This window comes from Streptomyces sp. Y309, from assembly GCF_056712025.1.
The window spans coordinates 7,058,741-7,082,291 of the sequence record NZ_CM160048.1 but is presented as its reverse complement, the minus strand read 5'-3'; the positions used below and the strand labels follow the sequence as shown (position 1 = coordinate 7,082,291).

Sequence of the window (23,551 nt, the reverse complement as noted above, 5' to 3'; positions counted from 1 at the left end):
CTGGGGCGGGGCGGCCGGGAGTGAGCCGGCTGGCGGATCGGCCATGCAGCGGCTGGGGCTGGGGCCGGGAGTGAGCCGACCTCGCCGGTCAGGCGGCGCCCGGGCCCGCCACGATCTTGCCGCCCGTCACCTTCACCGGCAGCTCCTCCAGCGGTGACACGGCGGGCTCCCGCAGCACTTTGCCGCTCTTCGCGTCGAACTGGCTCCCGTGGCACTGGCAGGTCAGCTTGCTGCCCCGCAGCTTCTCGATGGGGCACTGCGCGTGCGTGCAGATGGTGCTGAACGCCTTGTACTCGTCGTCGGCGATCCGGCTGACCACCACGTTCTCGTCGGTGTAGAGCTTCGATCCGCCCACCGGCACCTCGTCGGCCGCGCCCAGGTCCACCGGCTTCGTCGGCGCCGAACGGCTGCCGCCGTCCCCCGACGAACAGGCGGTGAGCCCGAGCCCGGCGGCCGGGACGAGTGCGGCCGCGCGCAGCACGGTACGGCGGGCGGGGGACGTGCCGGACATGAAGTCTCCACAGGTCAAGGGGGTTCGGCGATGGTCAGACCCTACCGGGGGGCCGATCGGTGACCGGGTGGGGCGGGGCGGTGCCCGAGTGCCGCCCGCTTCGGCCGCGCCCGCCCGGTCAGGCTCTAGCCTGTGCGCAGGCGGCCGCCCGGAGCGCCGCCGAGCGCGGGGCGAACGCGGGAACGCGGGAACGCAGGAAAGGAACCGTCAGTGATAGTCGTCGCAGGAGAGGCCCTCATCGACCTCGTTCCGCAGGACGTCGTTCCGCAGGGCGCAGTCTTCGCTCCGCGGGACGCGGTCGCCCCCTCACGTGGAGCCGCCCCGGTCGCGCATGGAGCCGCCCCGGTCTCGCAAGGAGCCGCCCCGGTCTCGCGTGCAGCCGCCCCGGCGCTGCCCGCGCTCGCCCCGCGGCTCGGCGGCGGGCCGTACAACACGGCGGTCGCGCTCGGCCGCCTCGGCTCCCCCACCGCCTTCTGCTCCCGGGTCTCGCTCGACGCGTTCGGCGAGGCGCTGCTCGCGGGGCTGCGGGCCGCGGACGTCGACGTGTCGTACGTCCAGCGCGGCGCCGAGCCGACGACGCTGGCCGTCGCCTCGATCGGCGCGGACGGCTCGGCCGGCTACTCCTTCTACGTCGAGGGCACCGCCGACCGTCTGTTCGCCGTGCCGCGCCGGATCCCGGACGGCGTACGGGCGCTGTCCTTCGGGACCTGCTCGCTCGTCCTGGAGCCGGGCGCGAGCGCGTACGAGGAACTGCTGCGGCGCGAGGCGGCGCGAGGCGTCTTCACGGCCCTCGACCCCAACATCCGCTCCGTCCTCATCCCCGACGCCGACGCCTACCGCGCCCGGTTCAAGAACTGGCTGCCGTCGGTGGCGCTCCTGAAGGTGTCCGAGGAGGACGCGCGCTGGCTGGGCGGCACACCCGAGGAGTGGCTGGCGTCGGGGCCCGCGGCCGTGGTGGTGACGCGGGGCGGCGACGGCCTGTCCGTCTTCACGCGCGACGGCGGCGAGGTCTCCGTGCCGGGCGTCCCGGTCGACGTCGTGGACACGATCGGCGCGGGCGACACGGTCAACGCGGCGCTGCTGCACGGCCTCGCCGCGCGGAACGCGCTGTCGGCGGACACCGTGGCGCGCCTCGGCGGCGACGCCTGGGCCGAGGTGCTGCGGTTCGCGGCGCGCGCGGCGGCGATCACGTGCTCGCGCGCGGGGGCGGAACCGCCGTACGCACGGGAGTTGAGCGCGGACAGCGGGCTCGACGGCTAGGGCACGGGATATGGCGTACGGCGGCCCGGGCGCCGCGAACGGCGGCCAGCCGCTCGCCTAGCCGCCTAGCCGCTTACCGCGCGGAGGCCGCCCGGCTGGCGCCCGTTCAACCGGTCGAGCGCGGCGGAGGTCGCGTCGTCGGCCGGGAGGTGGACCAGGAGCCGCTGGCCGTCGACGTCCGGCAGGGCCAGCGACTCGTACGACAGCCGCAGCGCGCCGGCCTCCGGGTGGGCCAGGCTCTGCACGCCGCTGCGGCGCGGCACGCCGGGGACCGCCTTGACGCGGTCGGCGAACGGCGCCCCTGCGAGGACCGTCAACTCGTCGACGAGCTGCAGCACATGAGGGTCGATCATCGGCGATTCGCTTCTCAGGTGCGCGATCTGCTCGTCGGCGACGCGGTCCCACTCGGTGAAGGCGGTGCGGGCCCGCTCGTCGGTGAAGACGAACCGCAGCAGGTTGGGCCGGTCGCCGTCGAGCAGGCCGAGGGGGCGGACGATCCGTTCGTACCCCGTCGTGTACGCGAGGACGTCGCTGAGCCGGTTGAGCAGCACGGCCGGGGTGGGTTCGAGGCGCTCGACCAGGGCCCGCACGGTGGGACGCACGGACAGGGCGGGCGGCGGGGCCGCGGCGCAGCAGGGGTCGTCGGCGCCGTTGGTCGCCTTTTCCAGGCGGCGCAGGTGGAGGCGCTCCTCCATGGACAGCCTCAGTACGTCGGCGAGCGAACCGAGCACGGACGGCGACGGGTTGCGGTCGCGGCCCTGCTCCAGGCGGGTCAGGTACTCGACGCTGATGCCGGCGAGGGTGGCGACTTCGGAGCGGCGCAGTCCGGGGGTGCGGCGGCGCGGGCCGCCGGGCAGGCCCACTTCGGTGGGCGTGACGGCCTCGCGGCGGGCACGGAGGAAGGCTCCCAGCTCGTTGTCGCTCACCGTTCGAACGTATCAGGGTGGTCCCGAGGCCGGCCGCCCCTCATGGTGTCCCTGCCACTACCAGTCTCCGCCCGGCCTTCCTCGCACCTTCGCCCCGCCCCAGAGTGGACGGCATGAGCTTCGAGACCAACACCGCCCACTCTGCTGACGCCGCCACCGCCCTGCCTCTTCCGGCGGGCCGCTGGGCGCTCGACCCGCTGCACTCCGCCGTGAACTTCACCATCCGCCACCTGGGCATCTCCAAGGTGCGCGGCCGTTTCACGCAGTTCGACGCGGAGCTGGTGGTGGGCGAGACCCTGGACGGCACGGCGGTGAACGCCACGATCGCCCTCGCCTCGATCGACACCGGCAACGCGGACCGCGACGCGCACGTCCGCGCCTCCGACCTGCTCGACGTGGAGAAGCGCCCGACGATGGCGTTCCGCTCCACCGGGATCACCGGCTCCGGCGAGGAGTGGACGATGGCGGGCGACCTGACCATCGGCGACGTCACTCGCCCGGTGACGCTGGCCGTGGAGTTCGGAGGTCTCGGCGAGTTCGGCGACACCCGGCACGCGGGCTTCGAGGCGACGGGCGAGATCCGCCGCAGTGAGTACGGCCTGACGTTCGCTCCCGGCATGCTCGGCGAGGTCGTGAAGATCCAGCTCGACATGCAGTTCCTGGAGCCGGGGAAAGCCACGGCGTAAGGCGCGCCCCGTTAGGGGCGCGGGGCTGTCTCGATCTGCGGCTCCGCCGCGGGGCGCGACCAGCCCCCACCGACCCGCAGGGGGCACCACCGCACAGCCAGCGAAGCGCTCAGGCGCCGTGCCGTCCCGCCCCCGCGGCGAACCGCGCGGCGCCTTCGGCCGCTTCACCGAGCGCGTGCAGACCGTGGCTCAACTCGCCCGCGAGCGCCTGCCGTTCGGACAGCCCGTGCTGCTCCCGCGCGGAGAGCCGGTCGTGCCGCAGGCAGGTCTGCGGGAACGCGGCGATCTCGGCGGCGAGCCGCTCGGCCGCCGCGCGGGCGCTGCCCTTCGGTACGACGCGGTTGACCAGGCCCATGCCCAGCGCCTCCGCCGCCTCGACCGGGCGGCCGGTGAGGATCAGGTCCATGGCGCGCCCCTCCCCGACGATCCGGGGCAGCCGCACCGTCCCACCGTCGATCAGCGGCACGCCCCAGCGACGGCAGAACACCCCGAACACGGCGTCCTCCTCGGCGACCCGCAGATCGCACCAGAGCGCGAGTTCGAGGCCGCCCGCGACGGCGTGACCGGAGACCGCCGCGATCACGGGCTTGGACAGGTTCAGCCGGGTGGGCCCCATCGGCCCGTCGTTGGCACCGCTCTCGCCGCCCTCGGCGTTCGCGCCGTTCACCTCGGCGACCACGTTGCCGTCCGGGGTGCCCATCGCCTTGAGGTCGGCGCCCGCACAGAAGGTGCCGCCCTCGCCCCACAGGACGGCGACCGACGCCTCCGGGTCGGCCTCGAAGGCACGGAACGCGTCGGCGAGGGCGCGGGCGGTGGGCCCGTCGACGGCGTTGCGCACGTGGGGGCGGGACAGGACGACGGTGGTGACGGGTCCCTGGCGTTCGGTCCGCACGGTCACATCGGCTGCTGCGGGCATGTCGTACGTCTCCTAGGTCGTCGTACGTCTGCTGGGGCGGCGTACGACGTCTCGGTCGTCGTACGCGTTCCCTGATGCCGGGCACGTCCTGCGCGTGGTGATGCGGGCACGTCCTGCCCGCGCCACCACCCGATCACGTCGGCGCACCCCTCAACAAGCCGACAGCGCGCCGCCCTTGGCGCGGGCGGCGCGCTGCGGTGGTTGATCGGACACCGTGATCAGGCCTTGCGCGCCCTGGTCGCCGTCTTCTTCGCGGCACCCTTCTTGGCGGCCGTCTTCGAAGCCGCCGTCTTCGTGGACGCCGCCTTCGTGGACGCCGCCTTCGTAGTGGCCGTCTTCTTGGTGGTCGTCTTGGCAGCCACCGTCTTCTTGGCGGTCGACGTGGCCGCCGCGACCGTCTTCTTGGCGGGGGCCTTCTTCGCGGCCTTGCGGGCCGGCGGCACCGCGGCGTCGCTGATCCGGTCCGCGGCGATGATGTCCCGCAGGAACTTGCCGGTGTGGCTGGCCGGGACCCCGGCGACCTGCTCGGGGGTGCCCTCGGCGATGACGAGGCCGCCGCCGCTGCCGCCCTCCGGGCCCATGTCGACGACCCAGTCCGCGGTCTTGATCACGTCGAGGTTGTGCTCGATGACGATGACCGTGTTGCCCTTGTCGACGAGGCCGGACAGGACGCTGATGAGCTTGCTGATGTCTTCGAAGTGCAGACCGGTGGTCGGCTCGTCGAGGACGTAGACCGTGCGGCCCGTGGAGCGCTTCTGGAGCTCGCTGGCCAGCTTCACGCGCTGGGCCTCGCCTCCGGAGAGCGTGGGCGCGGACTGGCCGAGGCGCACATACCCGAGGCCCACGTCGTGCAGCGTCTTCAGGTGGCGGGCGATGCCGGGCACCGCCTCGAAGAAGCCGAGGGCCTCCTCGATGGGCATGTCGAGGACCTCGGCGATGGACTTGCCCTTGTAGTGCACGTCCAGGGTCTCGCGGTTGTACCGCGCGCCGTGGCAGACCTCGCACGGGACGTACACATCCGGGAGGAAGTTCATCTCGATCTTGATGGTGCCGTCGCCGGAGCAGTTCTCGCAGCGGCCGCCCTTGACGTTGAACGAGAAGCGCCCGGGGAGATAGCCCCTGACCTTCGCCTCCGTGGTCTCCGCGAAGAGCTTGCGGACGTGGTCGAAGACTCCGGTGTACGTCGCCGGGTTCGAGCGCGGGGTGCGGCCGATGGGCGACTGGTCCACGTGCACCACCTTGTCGACGAGGTCGTCGCCGTCCACGCGCGTGTGCCGCCCGGGGACGGACCTGGCGCCGTTCAGCTCGCGGGCCAGGTGGGTGTAGAGGATGTCGTTGACCAGCGTCGACTTGCCGGATCCGGAGACGCCGGTGACTGCGGTGAGGACGCCGAGCGGGAAGGAGACGTCGATGTCCTGCAGGTTGTTCTCGCGGGCGCCGTGCACTGTGAGCCGGCGCGTGGGGTCGGCGGGGCGGCGGAGGTCGGGGACGGGGATGGCCCTCTTGCCCGCCAGATACTGGCCCGTGACCGACTTCTCGTTGTCGAGCAGTTCCTTCAGAGAGCCGCTGTGCACGACCTTGCCGCCGTGCTCACCGGCGCCGGGGCCGATGTCGACGACCCAGTCGGCGACCTTGATGGTGTCCTCGTCGTGCTCGACGACGATCAGGGTGTTGCCCATGTCGCGGAGGCGGACCAGCGTCTCGATGAGGCGGTGGTTGTCGCGCTGGTGCAGGCCGATGGACGGCTCGTCCAGGACGTACAGCACGCCGACCAGGCCGGAGCCGATCTGGGTGGCCAGGCGGATGCGCTGGGCCTCGCCGCCGGAGAGGGTGCCCGCGGCGCGGTTGAGCGACAGATAGTCCAGGCCGACGTCGACCAGGAAGCGCAGCCGTTCGTTGACCTCCTTCAGGACCCGCTCGGCGATCTTCTTGTCGCGGGCGCCGAGCTTCAGCTCGGCGAGGAAGTCCGCGCAGTCGCTGATCGACATCGCGGAGACCTCGGCGATGGACTTCCCCATGACCGTGACGGCCAGGACGATCGGCTTGAGGCGCGTGCCCTCACAGGTCGGGCAGGGCACCTCGCGCATATAGCCCTCGAAGCGCTCGCGGCTGGCGTCGCTCTCGGCCTCGCTGTGCCGCCGCTTGACGAAGGGGACGGCGCCTTCGAAGGCGGTGGTGTAGACCCGCTCTCTGCCGTACCGGTTGCGGTAGCGGACTTCGATCTGGGTCTTGTGGCCGTTCAGGAGGGCCTTCTTGGCGCGCTGCGGCAGGCCCGCCCAGGGCATGTCCGTGGAGAAGCCGAGCGCGTCGGCGAGGGCTCCGACCAGGCGGCCGAAGTAGTCCTTCGTGTGGCCGTGCGACCAGGGGTGGATGGCGCCCTCGTCGAGCGACTTCTCCTCGTCGGGGACGATCAGCTCGGGGTCGACCTCCATGCGGGTGCCGATGCCGGTGCAGTCCGGGCAGGCGCCGAAGGGCGAGTTGAAGGAGAAGGAGCGGGGCTCCAGCTCTTCGAAGGACAGGTCGTCGTACGGGCAGTAGAGGTGCTCCGAGTACATGCGCTCGCGCTCGGGGTCGTCCTCGGGGAGGTCGACGAAGTCCAGGACGACCATGCCTCCGGAGAGGCCGAGCGCGGTCTCCACGGAGTCCGTCAGGCGGCGCTTGGCGCTGTCCTTGACGGTGAGGCGGTCGACGACCACCTCGATGGTGTGCTTCTCCTGCTTCTTCAGCGTGGGCGGCTCGGAGAGCTGGATGGTCTCGCCGTCCACCCGGGCGCGGCTGTAGCCCTTCGTCTGGAGGTCGGCGAAGAGGTCGACGAATTCGCCCTTGCGCTCGCGCACCAGCGGCGAGAGGACCTGGAAGCGGCTGCCCTCGGGCAGCTCGAGGACCTTGTCGACGATGGCCTGCGGGGACTGGCGGGTGATCGGGCGGCCGCACTCGGGGCAGTGCGGCTTGCCGATGCGGGCGAAGAGCAGGCGCAGGTAGTCGTAGACCTCGGTGATGGTGCCGACCGTGGAGCGGGGGTTGCGCGAGGTCGACTTCTGGTCGATGGAGACCGCGGGCGAGAGGCCCTCGATGAAGTCGACGTCCGGCTTGTCCATCTGGCCGAGGAACTGGCGGGCGTACGAGGACAGGGACTCTACGTACCGTCTCTGCCCCTCGGCGAAGATCGTGTCGAACGCGAGCGAGGACTTGCCGGAACCGGACAGACCGGTGAAGACGATGAGGGAGTCACGCGGGAGGTCGAGCGAGACGTTCTTGAGATTGTGCTCGCGCGCGCCACGGACGATGAGACGGTCGGCCACGCCGGTCCGCACCTTTCTTGAGAGAAGTGACAGGGGCGGGGCCCCCGTCCTTCACAGACTAGGGCGACCCACTGACAACGCCGGGCCGGATTCTCTGGTCGATGAACCGATGAGACTCTGCCTACACAAGAGTGCCCGATGCCGCTCCCGAGCGTATAGCACGGACATTCGATTTGCGGGGGTGGTCCACTGCCTTCACCCGAACGTGTGGCGGAGCTATCGTCGGGCCCATGATTGATCATGTGCGCGACCTGGCGTCTGTACGTGACGCGACCGAACGGCTGCTCGCCGCAGCCGCCGCATTGGACAACGTTTCGATGGCCGAGCCGTCACGGCTTCCCGGCTGGACGCGCGGGCACGTCCTCGCGCACGTCGCGCGGAACGCCGACGCGCTCGTGAACGTGCTGGCCGGGCGGCCCATGTATGTGAGCGGGGAGGCGCGGGACGCGGACATCGAGCGGGATGCGTCTCGGCCGGCCGAGGTGCAGCTCACGGACCTGCGGGAGAGCGCTGCCCGCCTGGAGGCGCAGGCCGCGCTGCCCGCCGACTGGTCCCGCACCATCACGATGCGCAACGGCGTCACGGACTCGGCCTCCCGGGTGCCGTTCCGGCGCTGGGTCGAGCTGGAGCTGCACCACGTCGACCTCGGGGTCGGCTATGAGCTGGAGGACGTGCCTGCCGACTTCCTGGAGCGGGAGATCGGCTTCCTCACCGACCGCTTCTCCGGCAACCCGGAGCTGGCCGCGACAAACGTCACCGACGGCACGCGCGCGTGGCTGACGGGTCGCGCCGCGGACAAGCCGGAGGTCACCGTGAGCGGACCCGCTCCGGCCCTCGTCGGCTGGCTCGCCGGCCGCCGCGATCACCGCGCCCTCGCGGCCCAGCTGACCGTCGACGGCGGCCCCCTCCCCGCCCTCCCCCCGCTATAGGCTGGACGGCATGACGTACAGCGGAGCGGTGAAGGTCGGCGGACCCGCGGACGTGCACGAGTTGCAGGATCTGATGATCTCGAAGGTCGCGGTCGGGCCGATGGACAACAACGCCTATGTGCTGCGCTGTCGGGCCACCGACGAGCAGCTCCTGATCGACGCGGCGAACGAGCCCCGGACGCTGCTGCAGCTCATCGGTGACGACGGCATCACGGCCGTCGTCACCACCCATCAGCACGGCGACCACTGGCAGGCGCTCGCGGAGGTCGTCGCGGCGACGGGCGCGCGGACGTACGCGGGCCGCGAGGACGCCGAGGGCATTCCGACGCCGACGGACGTCCTCGTCGACGACGGCGACACCATCACCTTCGGCCGGATCTCGCTCACCGCCCGCCACCTCGTGGGCCACACGCCGGGCTCGATCGCCCTCGTGTACGACGACCCGCACGGCCACCCGCACGTCTTCACCGGCGACTGCCTCTTCCCCGGGGGCGTCGGCAACACCTGGAAAGACCCGGAGAAGTTCGCGAGCCTCATCGACGACGTCGAGACGAAGATCTTCGGCACGCTGCCCGACGAGACGTGGGTCTACCCGGGCCACGGCAACGACACGACGCTCGGCGCGGAGCGACCGCACCTGCAGGAGTGGCGCGAGCGCGGCTGGTGACCCCGGTCGGTGGCGCGGGCCTAGCCCCGCGCCACCAGCGCAGCCACCCGCTCCACCGCGAACACGTACCCCTGCACGCCGCACCCCGCGATGACGCCGTCGGCGCGCTGGGAGACGTACGAATGGTGCCGGAACGCCTCGCGCTGGTGGATGTTGGAGATGTGGACCTCCACGACGGGCATGCCGTCACAGGTGTTGAGCGCGTCCAGGATCGCGACCGACGTGTGTGAGTACGCGGCCGGGTTGATGACGATGCCCGCGTGGTGCTCGCGCGCCTCGTGGATCCAGTCCACCAGCTCACCCTCGTGGTTGGACTGCCGCAGGTCGACCGTCCCACCGTGCGCGGCGGCCGCCTTGGCGCACATCGCCTCGACGTCGGCGAGCGTGTCCGTGCCGTAGATCTCTGGCTGGCGCTTGCCCAGGAGGTTCAGGTTGGGCCCGTTGAGGACCATGACCGGAGCGGTGGCGAGAGTGTGGGGCACAGGGACCTCCGTGCGTCGGACTGCTGCTCACAGACGGTCTATCACGGTGCGGGCGCGGTGAGCCGGGCCGTACCCGGCCGGGCATGACCGTGGGCGGGCGCGCCACCGGGTCCCCCGACGCGCCCTCGGCCTCCCGCGCGCCCCCGTAACCGCCTGCCACACCGGGTATTTGACGCACCGTGAGCAACAGTGACTCTCCGTCAGACTCCCCGCCCGTGGCCCCTTCGCTGCCGCGGCTCGCCGCCGCGTCGCTCGCCGGGACGGCCATCGAGTTCTACGACTTCTTCATCTACGGCACCGCGGCGGCGCTCGTGCTCGGGCCGCTGTTCTTCCCGACGTTCTCCCCGCTGGCGGGAACTCTCGCCGCGTTCGCGACATTCGGAGTGGGCTTCGTGGCCCGGCCGCTCGGCTCCGTGCTCTTCGGGCACCTCGGTGACCGGCGCGGCCGACGGCCCGTCCTGGTGCTCTCGCTGCTGATGACGGGCCTGGCCACGGTCGCCGTCGGCTGCGTACCGACGTACGAGTCGATCGGTGTGGCCGCCCCCTTGCTGCTGCTGGTGCTGCGCTTCGTGCAGGGCGTGGGGCTCGGCGGCGAGTGGGGCGGAGCGGTGCTGCTCACCGCCGAGCACGCGCCGCCCGAGCGGCGCGGGCTGTGGGCGAGCTTCCCGCAGGTCGGGCCGGCGATCGGGTTCCTGCTGGCCAACGGCGTAATGCTGGTGCTCTCGGCGACGCTCACGGACGCCCAGTTCGCGTCCTGGGGCTGGCGGATTCCGTTCTGGGGCGCGGGGCTGCTCGCGGTGGCCGGTCTCGCGCTGCGCGCGTCGCTCGCGGAGAGTCCGGACTTCCTTCAGGTGCGCGAGCACGCGCGCGTGCCGCTCGTCGAGGTGGCACGCGACCACTGGCGCCTCGTCCTGCTGACGGCGGGCGCGCTCGCGGTCGGGTACGCGGTGTTCTACGCCGTCACGACGTGGTCGCTGTCGTACGGCGTGGAGCGGCTCGGCGTGAGCCGCACGGTCATGCTGGCGTGCATCATGGCGGCCGTCGTCGTGAAGGGCGCGCTGACACCGGTGGCGGCGCTGCTGGGCGACCGGTACGGGCGGCGACCGATGTGTCTGGTGGGGTGCTCGGCGGTCGCCCTGTGGATGTTCCCGATGATCGCCCTCCTGGCGACGGGCGAGCCGCTCCTGATGTTCCTGGGCTTCCTGGTGGCGATGCTCGCGTTCGTCACGATGTTCTCCGTGGTCTCCGCCTATCTGCCGGAGCTGTACGAGCCGCGGGTGCGCTGCACGGGCGCGGCGGTGGGCTACAACCTGGCCGGGGTCCTCGGCGGCGCGCTCACCCCGATGGTGGCGACGGCGGCGGCGCGCGGCGAGGGCACTCCGTGGGGTGTGGCCGCGTATCTGACGGCGGTGGCGGCGCTGAGCCTCGGCTGTTTCGCGCTGCTGCCGGAGACGCGGCCCGCGCGGGAGGAGGCGGTGGTGCCGGTGACGGGGTGAAGCGGCTGCCGGGCATGCCGGGTGATTCCGCGGGCCGCACTCCCGTTGGCCCGATCACCTCCGTCGGCGCGCGCTTACCCCGTCGGCCCGCGTCAGGGATTGCCCGCGTCAGGGATTGATCGCGAGCTCCAAGTACGCCGCGAACAGCACCAGATGCACGCCGCCCTGAAGGGGTGTGGCGCGTCCGGGCACGACCGTGAGGGTGCCGACGAGGACCGTCAGGACGAGCAGCACCATGTGGGTCGAGCTGAGGCCGAGGACGAGCGGTCCTGACAGCCAGACGGAGGCGATGGCGACGGCGGGGATGGTCAGGCCGATGCTGGCCATCGCCGACCCGAGGGCGAGGTTCAGGCTCGTCTGGACGCGATCGCGGCGGGCCGCGCGCACGGCCGCGATGGTCTCCGGGAGCAGCACGAGCAGGGCGATGATCACGCCGACGACGGCGTGCGGCAGGCCCGCGGACTCGACGCCCGACTCGATGGTGGGCGACACGCCCTTGGCGAGCCCGACGACGCCGACCAGCGCCAGCGCCAGCAGGCCGAGGCTGACCAGGGCGGTGCGGGCGGAGGGGCCATGGGCATGCTCGTCGGCGTCGACGACCCCTCCCTCCTTGGTGACCGGCAGGAAGTAGTCGCGGTGCCGGACGGTCTGGGTCGCGACGAACAGGCCGTACAGGACGAGTGAGGCCAGGGCGGCGAAGGTGAGCTGCGCCGTGGAGAACTCCGGGCCCGGCTTGGACGTCGTGAAGGTCGGCAGGACCAGGCTGAGCGTGGCCAGGGTGGCGACGGTCGCGAGGGCGGCGCCGGTGCCCTCGGGGTTGAAGACGGCGACGCGGTGGCGCAGGGCGCCGGTCAGCAGGCAGAGGCCGAGGATGCCGTTGCAGGTGATCATCACGGCGGCGAAGACGGTGTCGCGCGCCAGGGTGGAGCTCTTGTCGCCGCCGTCGGCCATGAGGGTGACGATCAGGGCGACCTCGATGATGGTGACCGCGACGGCCAGGACGAGCGAGCCGAAGGGTTCGCCGACGCGGTGCGCGATGACTTCGGCGTGGTGCACCGCGGCGAGCACCGCCCCGGCGAGGACCGCCGTCACCAGGGCGACGACCACGCCCGACAGGTCCCGCCCCCAGGTGAGGGCGAGGAGGACGACTCCGAGCACGGGCACGGCGGCCGTCCACCGCGCGGCGACTGCCCGGAGCTTGGGGATCATGTCTTCGATGCTGCCCCGCGCGCGGGAGGGCCGCGACTTCATGTGTGCCTTTCTACGCGGGAGCGGTGCACGGTCGAGGACCGTGCACCGCTCCGGATGGTGCTTCACGCAGCCTCACGTCGCGGGCCGATGCGCCCACCACGCCGCTCCGTAGAGTGCCGTTACGCCTCGATGCTGTCCTTCTGGGCGTCGTCCTTGTCGGACTCCGCGGCCTCGGCCGCCTCGCGTTCCGCCTGCTTCTTGGAGGCCATCAGGCTGGTGATCGTCGTGACGATCAGGACGCCGCAGATGACGCCGAGCGAGACCGGGATGGAGATCTCGGGGACGTGCACGCCGTTCTCGTGCAGGGCGTGCAGGACCAGCTTCACGCCGATGAAGCCGAGGATCACCGACAGGCCGTAGCTCAGGTGGACCAGCTTCTTGAGCAGTCCGCCGATGAGGAAGTAGAGCTGCCGCAGACCCATCAGGGCGAAGGCGTTGGCGGTGAAGACGATGTACGGATCCTGGGTGAGGCCGAAGATCGCGGGGATGGAGTCCATCGCGAACAGGACGTCGGTGGTGCCGATGGCGAGCATGACGACCATGAGGGGCGTCATGATCTTCTTGCCGTTCTTCTGGATGAACAGCTTCGTGCCCTCGTACCGGTCCGAGACGCCGAACTTCTTCTCGATGGACTTCAGGAGGCGGTTCTCCTCCCAGTCCTCTTCCTCCTCGTCGGCACGCGCCTCCTGGATGAGCTTCCAGGCGGTGTAGATCAGGAACGCGCCGAAGATGTAGAAGACCCAGGAGAAGTTGGCGATGACCGCGGCGCCGGCGGCGATGAAGATCGCTCGCAGGACCAGCGCGATCAGCACACCGAAGAGCAGCACGCGCTGCTGGAGGTGCAACGGCACCGAGAACTTCGCCATGATCAGGATGAAGACGAAGAGGTTGTCGACGCTCAGCGACTTCTCGGTGATGAAGCCCGCGAAGAACTCGCCGGACGCCTGACTCTCGCCCGCGATCAGCAGGCCTATTCCGAACAGCACGGCGAGCACGATCCAGACGATCGTCCACGTGCCGGCTTCCTTGATGGACACTTCGTGCGGCTTGCGCCCGATGAAGAAGTCCACCGCGATCAGGGCACACAGACCAAGAACGGTCAGGGCCCACACGGTCATTGAAACGTCCACTGCGCCTCCGGCGTCGTACGGCTACTGATCAGCGTCGTCGCTGCCGGAGGTCTCTTCCACCCGGGCGCCGTCTCCGCGCCCCGGGCCGACGCCCCGGGACCGATGGCGGTCCGTATTGACGGGCACGTCGCGTACGGGAGTACTCCCCTCCGCTGCCAGTAGAGTACGCGAAAGACCAAGGTTAGGTAAAGTCAACGGCAAAAGAAGGGCAAATAACCAGGTCAGGAAGGGCCCTTGGCGCTCGGGAAGTCACCAGGTCGACTTGACGGCGCAGGGGGCTGCGGGACGCACGGGACATAAGTCGACTTGGTGATGCTCAGGGCTTTGGTGACGCGCAGAGCGTACGGAACCCGGCGGCCGGCAGGGCCCCGCCGGAGGACGCTCAGCGGCTCCCGGTGCGGCGGGCCTCGCCCACGCGCCGCAAGACGTGGCTGAGGACCTGGCTGCCGGGCGGGACCAGGGGCGGCTCGTACGTCCACGCGTGGCCGACCCAGGGGTCCGCGAGGTGGTCGTCGGGCACCGGCGTCACCCGGAGCAGCGCACGCCACAGCGGGTCGAGCAGCGGGCCGTACTCCGAGGCGTCCTCGCGGTCGGCGACCATCATCAGGTGGACGCCGACGGCGGGGCCCTCGTCGGCGAGATAGCGGAGCTGGGTCACGGCGCGGTCGTCGAAGCCATGCGGGAAGTCGTTGACGACGAGCAGCTGCTCGCCCGTGTCCAGGTCCGCCGGCAGCGCGTCGGCGACGCCGCCGCGGACCGCCATCTGCACCAGGTCCACGCGCTGGGTGAGCCGGGTGAGCGCGGCGGTGACCCCCGCGGCACCGGTCGCGGGCGGCCCGGCCAGGACCCCGGTGTCCACCAGGGGCGCGAACGCGCTCGCGCCGGTGCCCGCGGCGTCGATGACGTGCACGGTGAACTCGCCGGGCGGATACGAGGCGAGCAGCCGCGCGGCGTGCGCGACGGCGCTGTCCAGGGCGAGGCGGCGCAGCTGGTCGGCGTCGGCGAGCGAGTCCGTGCCGGAGCGGCCGCTGTCGATCCACAGGCCGCGCTCCAGGGGCAGCCGGACGAGCATGGGGATGCGCAGGTCGGGCCGCTCGGGCAGGTGGAGGCCGCCGAGGCGCAGTGCCATCGGGATCTCCATGGGCGCGCGGTAGGCCTGCCAGACGGGGCTCGACCAGTCGGCGAACGCCGGGGGCAGCGCGGGCTCGACGACCTCCGCCTCGGCGGCGAGCTGGGCCAGGTCGCGGTCGAGGGCGGCGCGCGCCTGGTCGACGAGGTCGCCGTGGCGGGCGCGGGCGGCCGCGCGTGCCGCGTCGCCGGTGTTGCCGATGCGGCTGCGCGGGTCGGAGAGGACCTTGTCGAGCTCCTGCTCCATGCGGGATTCGGCGAAGTCCACGGCGCTGCGGTACGCCGCGGCCGTGCGGGCCAGGTCCTCGAACATGCCCCAGACCTGGTTGTACAGCCGCTCCTCCAGCGACCAGCCGGTGGCGTCGCCCGCGACGGGCTGGGCGGGCTGCCCGGGCGCCGCCGTGGGTGCCGTGGGTGGGGGCGGCGGGGGCACGCTGGTCTGGCGGCGCGGGTGGGTGTAGTTGACGGAGCCGTCGCCGGGCTGCTGCGGCGAGCTGCCCTCGCCGGGCTGGGGCGTGGGAGCGACCGGCTGAGCGGCGGGGTCGGCCGCCGGCTCGGGCGGGGCCGACTGCTGGCCCGGCCCCGTGTGGCCCTGGGCTGCTGCGCGCACCCGGGCCTCGTCCGCGGGGCGGGGCGGGGGCGCGGCCACCGAGCGGGCGAGGCCGCGCGCCACCGCGTCGTTGATGCTGGTCGCCAGCTCGTGGGCCTGGGGCAGGCCCTGGTCGGCGAGCATGTCGGCGAGGCCGCCCGCGTAGCCCTGGCCTACGGCGCGGACCTTCCAGGCGTCCTGCCTGCGGTACAGCTCGAGGGCCACGACGGCCGATTCGGCGGACAGGTCCGTGATCGTGTAGCTGGCGATCTCGGTGCCGTCGAGGCCGGTGACGGCGACGAAGGGGGCGGCGACGGAGCCGAAGGTGCCCGGCCCCGCGGCGCCCACGGGCAGCGCGAGCAGCACATTGACCTGATGCGCGCCGTCCGGCAGCGCGCCCAGGTCGACGGCCAGGCGGTGGTCGGCCGCCGCCTGCCGGGACACTTCGAGCCCCGGCAGCGTGGGCGCGCCGGGGTGGGCGACCCAGGCGGTGCCGCGCACCGTGCGCCGGTCGTCGCAGAGCGTGGCACCGGCGACGATCGGCTTGCCGGCCGATACCCGGATCTCAAGGCGGGTGCCGGGAAGCGGATGGTTCTGCCCCCTGACCAGCTCGGCCGTCATCGCGTTCGTTCCCCCTTGGTGTCGGCCCCCTCACCGGGCCTGCGTACGGACCGCCGTGTTCGACGGCCGGTCGGCGGTGTCTGTGGCGGCGCTTACAGGTGCGGCAGGATCGCCGGCATCAGGTCCTGGAAGGTGCGGCCGTTGGCGGGATTGCCGAGAGCCGTCATCTGCCAGCCGGTGCCCGCGCGGTGGACCTTCGCCATGATCTGGGCGGTGTACTGGCCGCCGCCGTCGAGGGTGTAGCGGGCGAGCTCCTGGCCGTTGGTCTCGTCGACCAGGCGGCAGAAGGCGTTCTGCACTTCCTGGAAGGTCTGGCCGGTGAAGGAGTTCACCGTGAAGACGATCTGGTCGATGTGGACCGGGACGCGCTGCAGGTCGACGAGGATGGCCTCGTCGTCGCCGCCCTGGCCGACGCCGCCGACGAGGTTGTCGCCGGTGTGCCGCACGGAGCCGTCGTCGCTGACGAGGTGGCGGAAGAACACCACGTCGACGGGCTGCTTGTCGGCGAACAGGACGGCCGAGGCGTCGAGGTCGACCTCGCGCGTGCGCGTACCGAACAGGCCGCGCCGCGGGGCGGCCTGCCAGCCGAGCCCCATGCGCACCGACGTCAGAGCGCCCCCGTCGTTCTTCTGCAGGCTGATGGCCTGGCCCTTGGTCATGTTGACCGTCACGCGCTGTCCCCTTCTCGAACTGCCCTGGGCAACCGCCCGTTGCGGCGGTTGCCCATCACCCTATGCAGCGCTGTCCACCGCGACGCACCCTGCCGGGCCTTTTGTGTCGGTGTTGCAACACTGCGCTACGCCTGGCCGGCCTCCTTCATCTGCCGCAGTTCCTTCTTCATCTCCGACACCTCGTCGCGCAGCCGGGCCGCGATCTCGAACTGCAGGTCCGCGGCGGCCGCGCGCATCCGCTCGGTCATCTCCTCGATCTGCTCGGCGAGTTCGGCGGCCGGGCGGTCCGTGGGCACCGTCCGCTCCGCCTTGCCCTTGGCGGACTTGGCCGCCTTGGCGGGAGCGGTGCCGCCCGCGGTGCCGAGGGCGGGCACGGGGGCCTTGGCGGCCTTGCCGTCCTTCGACTTGCGGTAGTTGCTGCCGAGGAGCTGCTCCGTGTCGACCTCTTCGCGCGCGATGGCCGACACGATGTCGTTGATCTTCTTGCGGAGGGGCTGCGGGTCGATGCCCCTCTCCTTGTTGTACGCGATCTGCTTCTCCCGGCGGCGGTTGGTCTCGTCGATGGCCTTCTCCATCGCCGGGGTGATCTTGTCGGCGTACATGTGGACCTGACCCGAGACGTTGCGCGCGGCGCGGCCGATGGTCTGGATCAGTGAGGTGCCGGAGCGCAGGAAGCCCTCCTTGTCGGCGTCGAGGATCGCCACCAGGGAGACCTCGGGGAGGTCCAGGCCCTCCCTGAGGAGGTTGATGCCGACCAGCACGTCGTACTCCCCGGCGCGCAGTTCGCGCAGGAGCTCTACGCGGCGCAGGGTGTCGACATCGCTGTGCAGATAGCGGACCTGGATGCCCAGTTCGAGGAAGTAGTCCGTGAGGTCCTCGGCCATCTTCTTGGTGAGCGTGGTGACCAGGACGCGCTCGTCCTTCTCGGTGCGCTTGCGGATCTCGTGCACCAGATCGTCGATCTGGCCCTCGGTGGACTTGACGACGACTTCCGGGTCGACGAGGCCGGTGGGGCGGATGATCTGCTCCACGTGGCCGTCGGAACGCGAGAGTTCGTACGCCCCCGGGGTTGCCGACAGATAGACGGTCTGGCCGATGCGCTGCTGGAACTCCTCCCACTTCAGCGGGCGGTTGTCGAGCGCGGACGGCAGCCGGAAGCCGTGGTCCACGAGGGTGCGCTTGCGGGAGGCGTCGCCCTCGTACATCGCGCCGATCTGCGGGACCGTGACGTGCGACTCGTCGAGGACGAGCAGGAAGTCGTCCGGGAAGTAGTCGAGGAGGGTGTGCGGCGGGGTGCCGGGGTCGCGGTCGTCGAAGTGCATCGAGTAGTTCTCGACGCCGGAGCAGGAGCCGATCTGGCGGAGCATCTCGAGGTCGTACGTCGTGCGCATGCGCAGGCGCTGGGCCTCCAGCATCTTGCCCTGCTTCTCCAGCTCCGCGAGGCGCTCGGCGAGCTCCTTCTCGATGCCGTTGACCGCCTTCTCCATGCGCTCGGGGCCCGCTACGTAGTGGGACGCCGGGAAGACGTACAGGTGGTCGTCGTCGGTGATGACCTCGCCGGTGAGCGGGTGCAGGGTGGAGAGGGCCTCGATCTCGTCGCCGAACATCTCGATGCGGACGGCCAGTTCCTCGTACACCGGGAAGATCTCGATGGTGTCGCCGCGGACCCGGAAGGTGCCGCGGGTGAAAGCGAGGTCGTTGCGCGTGTACTGGATGTCGACGAAGCGGCGCAGGAGCTGGTCGCGGTCGATCTCGTCGCCGACCTTGAGCGGCACCATGCGGTCCACGTACTCCTGCGGGGTGCCGAGGCCGTAGATGCAGGAGACGGAGGCGACCACGATCACGTCGCGGCGGGTCAGCAGCGAGTTCGTCGCGGAGTGGCGCAGGCGCTCGACCTCCTCGTTGATCGAGGAATCCTTTTCGATGTACGTGTCCGACTGGGGGACGTAGGCCTCGGGCTGGTAGTAGTCGTAGTACGAGACGAAGTACTCGACCGCGTTGTTCGGCAGCAGTTCGCGGAACTCGTTCGCGAGCTGGGCGGCCAGCGTCTTGTTCGGTGCCATGACGAGGGTGGGGCGCTGGAGCTTCTCGATCATCCACGCGGTGGTGGCCGACTTGCCGGTGCCGGTCGCGCCGAGCAGGACGACATCCTTCTCACCTGCGCGGATGCGCTTTTCCAGGTCGGCGATGGCCGTGGGCTGGTCGCCACTGGGCTGGTACGGGCTGACGACCTCGAAAGGCGCCACCGTGCGTTCGATCTTCGATACGGGCCGCATGCAATCCACCGTACGACCCCGCACTGACAACGCCGACCCGCTCGCCCGTTCCCGCCGGCCGTCTCACCACTTCTGCGGTGCCCGCGCCCCTGGCCTGCGGCGGCTCCTGCGGCCCGGACGCGGCGGGACCCGGCGGGTCACGTGCGCGATCTGGCGGTCTCCGGGGCGGGGCACGGAGTACACGGGGGTGCGCGGGCGGGCGGCGGCCTTCAGGTCGGCCTTGCCCATCATCATCAGCGGGTCGAACATCACGACGACGCCCGAGAGCAGCAGGAAGGCGAGCGGGCCGATCATGAGGGGGGCGAGGATCTCGGCGGAGGAGTCACCGGGCGGGGCGGTGGCCGGGCCGTGCAGGTGGACGGTGAGGGCGGCCATGCCGGTGTAGTGCATGCCGCTGACGGCGAGGCCCATGACGAGGCTGGCGCCGAGGCTCCACAGGAAGCCCCGCACCTGTCCGGCGGCCCACAGGGCGGCGATGGCGGCCACGACGGCGATCACTACGGAGGCGGCGACGGTCAGGGTGTTGTACCGGAGAGTGCCGCCAAGGCGCATACCGGCCATCCCCAAGTAGTGCATCGACGCGATGCCGAGCCCGGTGACGGTGCCTCCGGTGAACAGCGCCGCCCCTCTGGCACCGCGGTAGCCCACGATGAAGATGCCGATGCCGACCATGACAATGGCGACGGCGAGGCTCGCGAAGGTCGTCGCCCGGTCGTAGTGGATCGGGGCTCCCTCGACGGTGAAGCCCATCATCGCGATGAAGTGCATGGTCCAGATGCCGGAGCCGATGGCGGCCGAGCCGAGGGCGAGCCAGCCGGGCCGCCAGGAGTGCGCGACAAGGAGCGATCTCGTGGTGCAGCGCAGGCCGAGCGCTCCGCCCAGACAGGCCATCAGATAGGCGACCACCGGGGTGACGAACCCGTAACTGAAGCCGTCGACCGTGCCCTCCATGAGCGGTAGCCCTTCCGCCTGTCGTACCTGGATGTCCCGGAACGCCCCGTCCATCTCTGCCGACGGCCGGGTGACGGGCCGTCGGCTGAGGTGAGAGTAGGGCTCAGCCGTGAACGCTCGAACGATTTTCCGGCAAAGAAACACGGCATCCGCGCGCGGGGTCCCAACTTGGGTGATTGGCGTTCAACGTGTGTCCATCCTGTACCTGTCTGTAGTTGGCCGTGGACTGTCATTCTCAAGCGACCGTGAGCTCATGACGCGAGGAGAACCCGTGTACGCACGCGCCGCCGCTGCCACGACCGCCGCTCTTCTGGGAGCAGGCGCACTCGCCCTCCCCTCCACCGCCGCCGCGCAGACACCGGCCGACGCACGCGTCGCGCACAAGTCCGACACACCGCTCGCGCACAAGGACCCGACAGTCGTGGCGCACCGCGGGGCCTCCGCGTACGCGCCCGAGAACACCCTCGCCGCGATCGACAAGGCCGCCTGGATGGGCTTCCGCTGGGTGGAGAACGACGTCCAGCGCACCAAGGACGGTGTGCTCGTCATCGTCCACGACGACAACCTGAAGCGGACGACGAACGTCGAGGAGGTCTTCCCCGACCGCGCCCCGTGGAAGGTGAAGGACTTCACCGCCGCGGAGATCGCCAAGCTGGACGCGGGCAGCTGGTTCGCGGAGAAGTACAAGGGCGCGCGCGTACCGACGCTCACGCAGTACATGAACCGCGTCTCGCGCAACCACCAGAGCCTGGTCCTGGAGATCAAGAAGCCGGAGCTGTACCCCGGGATCGAGAAGGACACCCTGCGCGTGCTGCGCAAGACGGGCTGGCTCGACCACCACCACGTGAAGAACAAGCTGGTCGTGCAGAGCTTCAGCGCGGACAGCGTCAAGAAGGTGCACGCCCTGCGGCCCGACATCAAGACCGGGTTCCTGGGCACGCCCGCGGCCGCCGACCTGCCGACGTACGCGAAGTTCTCGGACCAGATCAACTCGACGCACACGTCCATCTCCGCCGACTACGTCTCCGCGATCCACCGGCTCAAGGGCGCGCACGGCAAGCGCCTGGAGATCTTCACCTGGACCGTGGACGAGGCCGCCGCCGCGCGGCGGGTCGCGGACTTCGGGGTGGACGGCATCATCACCAACAAGCCGGACGTCGTGCGCAAGGCGCTCAGGGACTGACACACGTGCGCGGCGGGACGGCCTCCGTCCCGCCGCGTTGTCAGTGCCCGGCCGTACCCGCGTTGTCAGTGCCCGGCCGTACCGTTGTCCGCATGAACGCCATGGGGCACAACGAGCAGGAGCGGGACGGGCGCCAGGAGCAGGCCGCGCGGTCCCGTGCGGTGTGGGCCGTCGTCGCCAGTGACATCGGGCCGCTGCTGCTGGCCGCGACCGACGCCGGCCTGGTCACGGTCGTCTTCCACGCCACGGACGGCGTGCGCGACAAGACCCTGGAGCGCCTTGCCTCCCGCCTGGGCGCCGAGCCGGTCGAGGATCCCGCGTCGCCGCTGCTCGCCGAGCCCATACGCCAGCTCAGGGCCTATTTCGCGGGCGAGCGCCGCGACTTCGAGCTGCCGCTTGACTGGTCGCTGATCTCCGGCTTCAACCGCCAGGTGCTGCGCGAACTGGCCACGGGCGTGCCGTACGGAACGGTGGTGGGCTACGGAGACCTGGCCCACCGCGTCGGCCAGCCCGGCGCGGCACAGGCGGTCGGCATGGCGATGGGCGCGAACCCGCTGCCGGTCGTGGTGCCGTGCCACCGGGTGGTGGAGAGCGACGGCGGCATCGGTGGTTTCGGCGGCGGCCTGGAGACGAAGCGGCAACTGCTCGCCCTGGAGGGAGTGCTGCCCGAGCCGCTGTTCTGAGGGCTCGGGGCGGGGTGCCTCAGGGTGGGGCGCGGGTGCGGACGCGGTGCTGGTGCGGCGAGGAGCTAGAGCTGTCTGCCCGACACTATGTCGGCTCGACGTCATGTCGCCGTGACGTCATGTCCTGGCACACTTCGCGCGTGGACATACCCCCCTCGCCCCCGCCCGCCGCAGCCGCGTCGTCCTGCGCAACCGCCGCGCCCGCTCGGCGCCCCCGCGGATCGCGATGTGACGGATGAGCGCGACCGAGCCCGCGGTCGTCGCGCCCGTCACGGCCGACGAACTGCCCGCGCTGCGCCGCCGGATCACGGCGATACTCGTCGCGAGCCAGATACTCGGCGGGCTCGGCGTGGCCACCGGCATCGCGCTGGCCGCCGTCCTGGCGAAGGAGGTCAGCGGCACGGAGTCGCTGTCCGGGCTCGCGCCCACCGCGACCGTCGCCGGGACGGCGCTCCTCTCGGTGCCGCTGGCGGCGCTGATGACGGCGCGCGGCCGGCGCCCCGGTCTCGTACTGGCGTATCTGATCGGCGCGTTGGGCGCGACCGTCGTGGTCGTGGCCGCGGCTGTCGGGAGTTTTCCGCTGCTCCTGGTGGGCATGGCCGGGTTCGGCGCGGCGTCGTCGGCCAACCTGCAGGCGCGCTTCGCGGCGGCCGACCTGGCCGAGCCGGGGGCCAGGGCACGCGCCATCTCCAACGTCGTGTGGGCCACGACGATCGGCGCGGTGCTCGGCCCCAACATCGCGGCGCCCGCGGGTCGCAGCGTGTCGGGGCTCGGGATCCCGGAGGCGTCGGGGCCCTTCGTGTGGGCGGCCGGGGTCTTCCTGATCTCGGCGCTCATGGTGGCGGTGCTGCTGCGCCCCGACCCGCTGCTCACCGCCCGCGCCCTCGAACCGGCCGGTGAGCAGACCGCCGCGAGCCGCTCCCTGCGGGCGGGCGTCGCCGCGGTGGCCGCCTCGCAACGGGCGCGACTCGCGCTGGTGACGGTCGCCATCGCGCACACGGCCATGGTGTCGATCATGTCGATGACGCCGGTCGACCTCGGCCACCACGGGGCGAGCATCGATCTGATCGGCCTGGTCATCAGCGGCCACATCGCGGGCATGTACGCGTTCTCGCCGGTGATGGGGCGGCTCGCGGACCGGCTCGGGCGGCTCGCCGTCATCGCCCTGTCCGTGGGCCTGCTCGGCTTCGCGGCGCTGCTCGCGGGCACGGCCGGGGGCAGCCACGGGCAGACCGCGGCGGGCCTGTTCGTGCTCGGCCTCGGCTGGTCGGCGGCGCTCGTGTCGGGTTCCGCGCTGCTCACGGACGCCGTGCCGCAGGCCGCGCGCGCCGCCGCCCAGGGCCTCTCGGACCTGACCATGAACACCGCCGCGGGCGTCGGCGGCGCGGTGGCGGGCCTGGTGGTCGCGCGGGCGAGCTACGGCTGGCTCAACCTGATCGCGGCGCTCCTGCTGCTGCCGCTGGCCGCGCTCGCCCTGTTCACGCGCGGCCCCAAGGATCCGTCTCCGAAGCGGGCGGTCAACCGCCGAGCGTGATGTGGTACGCCTTGCGCAGCGTCTCGTGCACGGTCCACGTCGTGCGGTCGCCCTCGCGCAGGACGGCCGCGTCGCCGGGGCCGATCTCCAGGACGTCGCCGCCCTCCACCTCGACGGTGGCGCGGCCGCTGACGACCACGAAGAGCTCGTTGGCCTCGGTGTCGGTCACCACGCCCGGGGTGATCTGCCAGATGCCGCGCAGCTGCTTGCCGTCGGCGGACTCCCACAGGACCTTGCCGGTGACGACGGGCTCTCCGGAGATGATCTGCTCCGGGTCGAGCGGCTCCTCCTCCAGCTCGACATCCGGAATGTGCACGGCAAAGGACGCGGCGTTCTGATCTTTCGTGGTCATGGCCGGT

General features: G+C 71.4%; 20 protein-coding genes. 8 read left to right on the top strand and 12 right to left on the bottom strand.

The genetic code is table 11. The annotated features are described in order from the left end of the window. Positions 1–88: 88 nt before the first annotated feature. The gene (locus AC0KTA_RS29315; protein WP_481051218.1) at positions 89–511 is read right to left on the bottom strand and encodes a Rieske (2Fe-2S) protein; all 423 of its coding nucleotides are present in this window, start codon (positions 509–511) and stop codon (positions 89–91) included. A 210-nt stretch (positions 512–721) separates the two neighbouring features. On the opposite strand from AC0KTA_RS29315, the gene AC0KTA_RS29310 reads away from it, so the two are divergent. Next, positions 722–1,771: a carbohydrate kinase family protein gene (locus AC0KTA_RS29310; protein ID WP_481051217.1), complete on the top strand. Its 1,050-nt coding sequence runs from the start codon at positions 722–724 to the stop codon at positions 1,769–1,771. A 65-nt stretch (positions 1,772–1,836) separates the two neighbouring features. Here AC0KTA_RS29310 and AC0KTA_RS29305 read toward each other — a convergent pair whose 3' ends face one another. Then, positions 1,837–2,697 (bottom strand): helix-turn-helix domain-containing protein, encoded by an 861-nt coding sequence (locus tag AC0KTA_RS29305; protein WP_481051216.1) that lies wholly within the window; start codon positions 2,695–2,697, stop codon positions 1,837–1,839. A 113-nt stretch (positions 2,698–2,810) separates the two neighbouring features. Between AC0KTA_RS29305 and AC0KTA_RS29300 the strand changes: the two genes are divergently transcribed. Next, positions 2,811–3,383 (top strand): YceI family protein, encoded by a 573-nt coding sequence (locus AC0KTA_RS29300; protein WP_481051215.1) that lies wholly within the window; start codon positions 2,811–2,813, stop codon positions 3,381–3,383. Positions 3,384–3,492: 109 nt separating this feature from the next. Here the strand turns inward: AC0KTA_RS29300 and AC0KTA_RS29295 are convergent, their stop codons facing one another. After that, positions 3,493–4,299: a crotonase/enoyl-CoA hydratase family protein gene (locus AC0KTA_RS29295; RefSeq protein ID WP_481051214.1), complete on the bottom strand. Its 807-nt coding sequence runs from the start codon at positions 4,297–4,299 to the stop codon at positions 3,493–3,495. A gap of 218 nt (positions 4,300–4,517) precedes the next feature. Further along, the gene (gene uvrA / locus AC0KTA_RS29290; protein ID WP_481051213.1) at positions 4,518–7,601 is read right to left on the bottom strand and encodes an excinuclease ABC subunit UvrA; all 3,084 of its coding nucleotides are present in this window, start codon (positions 7,599–7,601) and stop codon (positions 4,518–4,520) included. Positions 7,602–7,831: 230 nt separating this feature from the next. Between uvrA and AC0KTA_RS29285 the strand changes: the two genes are divergently transcribed. Beyond that, positions 7,832–8,530 (top strand): maleylpyruvate isomerase family mycothiol-dependent enzyme, encoded by a 699-nt coding sequence (locus tag AC0KTA_RS29285; protein WP_481051212.1) that lies wholly within the window; start codon positions 7,832–7,834, stop codon positions 8,528–8,530. Positions 8,531–8,540: 10 nt separating this feature from the next. Further along, positions 8,541–9,197, top strand: coding sequence for an MBL fold metallo-hydrolase (locus AC0KTA_RS29280; RefSeq protein WP_481051211.1), 657 nt, complete (start codon positions 8,541–8,543; stop codon positions 9,195–9,197). A gap of 20 nt (positions 9,198–9,217) precedes the next feature. Here the strand turns inward: AC0KTA_RS29280 and aroQ are convergent, their stop codons facing one another. Then, a complete protein-coding gene (gene aroQ / locus AC0KTA_RS29275; RefSeq protein WP_481051210.1) occupies positions 9,218–9,679 on the bottom strand; it encodes a type II 3-dehydroquinate dehydratase in 462 nt (153 codons plus the stop codon). 227 nt (positions 9,680–9,906) lie between these two features. On the opposite strand from aroQ, the gene AC0KTA_RS29270 reads away from it, so the two are divergent. Then, the gene (locus AC0KTA_RS29270; RefSeq protein ID WP_481056605.1) at positions 9,907–11,175 is read left to right on the top strand and encodes an MFS transporter; all 1,269 of its coding nucleotides are present in this window, start codon (positions 9,907–9,909) and stop codon (positions 11,173–11,175) included. A 108-nt stretch (positions 11,176–11,283) separates the two neighbouring features. Here AC0KTA_RS29270 and AC0KTA_RS29265 read toward each other — a convergent pair whose 3' ends face one another. The 6 genes from AC0KTA_RS29265 to AC0KTA_RS29240 form a co-directional block, all read right to left on the bottom strand. Then, a complete protein-coding gene (locus AC0KTA_RS29265; protein WP_481051209.1) occupies positions 11,284–12,384 on the bottom strand; it encodes a calcium:cation antiporter in 1,101 nt (366 codons plus the stop codon). A 161-nt stretch (positions 12,385–12,545) separates the two neighbouring features. Further along, positions 12,546–13,556 carry a TerC family protein gene (locus AC0KTA_RS29260; RefSeq protein WP_481051208.1) on the bottom strand — a complete coding sequence of 337 codons (1,011 nt, stop codon included), beginning with the start codon at positions 13,554–13,556 and terminating at the stop codon, positions 12,546–12,548. A 382-nt stretch (positions 13,557–13,938) separates the two neighbouring features. Continuing rightward, positions 13,939–15,894 (bottom strand): TerD family protein, encoded by a 1,956-nt coding sequence (locus tag AC0KTA_RS29255; RefSeq protein WP_481051207.1) that lies wholly within the window; start codon positions 15,892–15,894, stop codon positions 13,939–13,941. Positions 15,895–15,986: 92 nt separating this feature from the next. After that, entirely contained in the window at positions 15,987–16,565 is a 579-nt protein-coding gene (locus AC0KTA_RS29250) for a TerD family protein (RefSeq protein ID WP_016643302.1), read from the bottom strand. Positions 16,566–16,690: 125 nt separating this feature from the next. Further along, complete coding sequence (gene uvrB, locus AC0KTA_RS29245; protein ID WP_481051206.1) at positions 16,691–18,841, bottom strand: excinuclease ABC subunit UvrB; 2,151 nt, start codon at positions 18,839–18,841, stop codon at positions 16,691–16,693. A 63-nt stretch (positions 18,842–18,904) separates the two neighbouring features. Then, complete coding sequence (locus tag AC0KTA_RS29240) at positions 18,905–19,792, bottom strand: MHYT domain-containing protein (RefSeq protein ID WP_481051205.1); 888 nt, start codon at positions 19,790–19,792, stop codon at positions 18,905–18,907. 271 nt (positions 19,793–20,063) lie between these two features. Here AC0KTA_RS29240 and AC0KTA_RS29235 point away from each other — a divergent pair, with 271 nt between their 5' ends. The 3 genes from AC0KTA_RS29235 (at position 20,064) to AC0KTA_RS29225 (ending at position 23,192) form a co-directional block, all read left to right on the top strand. Then, positions 20,064–20,975 (top strand): glycerophosphodiester phosphodiesterase family protein, encoded by a 912-nt coding sequence (locus tag AC0KTA_RS29235; protein WP_481056604.1) that lies wholly within the window; start codon positions 20,064–20,066, stop codon positions 20,973–20,975. A 92-nt stretch (positions 20,976–21,067) separates the two neighbouring features. Continuing rightward, complete coding sequence (locus AC0KTA_RS29230; protein WP_481051204.1) at positions 21,068–21,658, top strand: methylated-DNA--[protein]-cysteine S-methyltransferase; 591 nt, start codon at positions 21,068–21,070, stop codon at positions 21,656–21,658. Positions 21,659–21,893: 235 nt separating this feature from the next. Beyond that, positions 21,894–23,192, top strand: coding sequence for an MFS transporter (locus AC0KTA_RS29225; RefSeq protein WP_481051203.1), 1,299 nt, complete (start codon positions 21,894–21,896; stop codon positions 23,190–23,192). Here the strand turns inward: AC0KTA_RS29225 and AC0KTA_RS29220 are convergent. After that, positions 23,176–23,544 carry a cupin domain-containing protein gene (locus AC0KTA_RS29220; RefSeq protein WP_481051202.1) on the bottom strand — a complete coding sequence of 123 codons (369 nt, stop codon included), beginning with the start codon at positions 23,542–23,544 and terminating at the stop codon, positions 23,176–23,178. The two genes, AC0KTA_RS29225 and AC0KTA_RS29220, sit on opposite strands and share 17 nt — an antisense overlap. Positions 23,545–23,551: the final 7 nt, after the last annotated feature.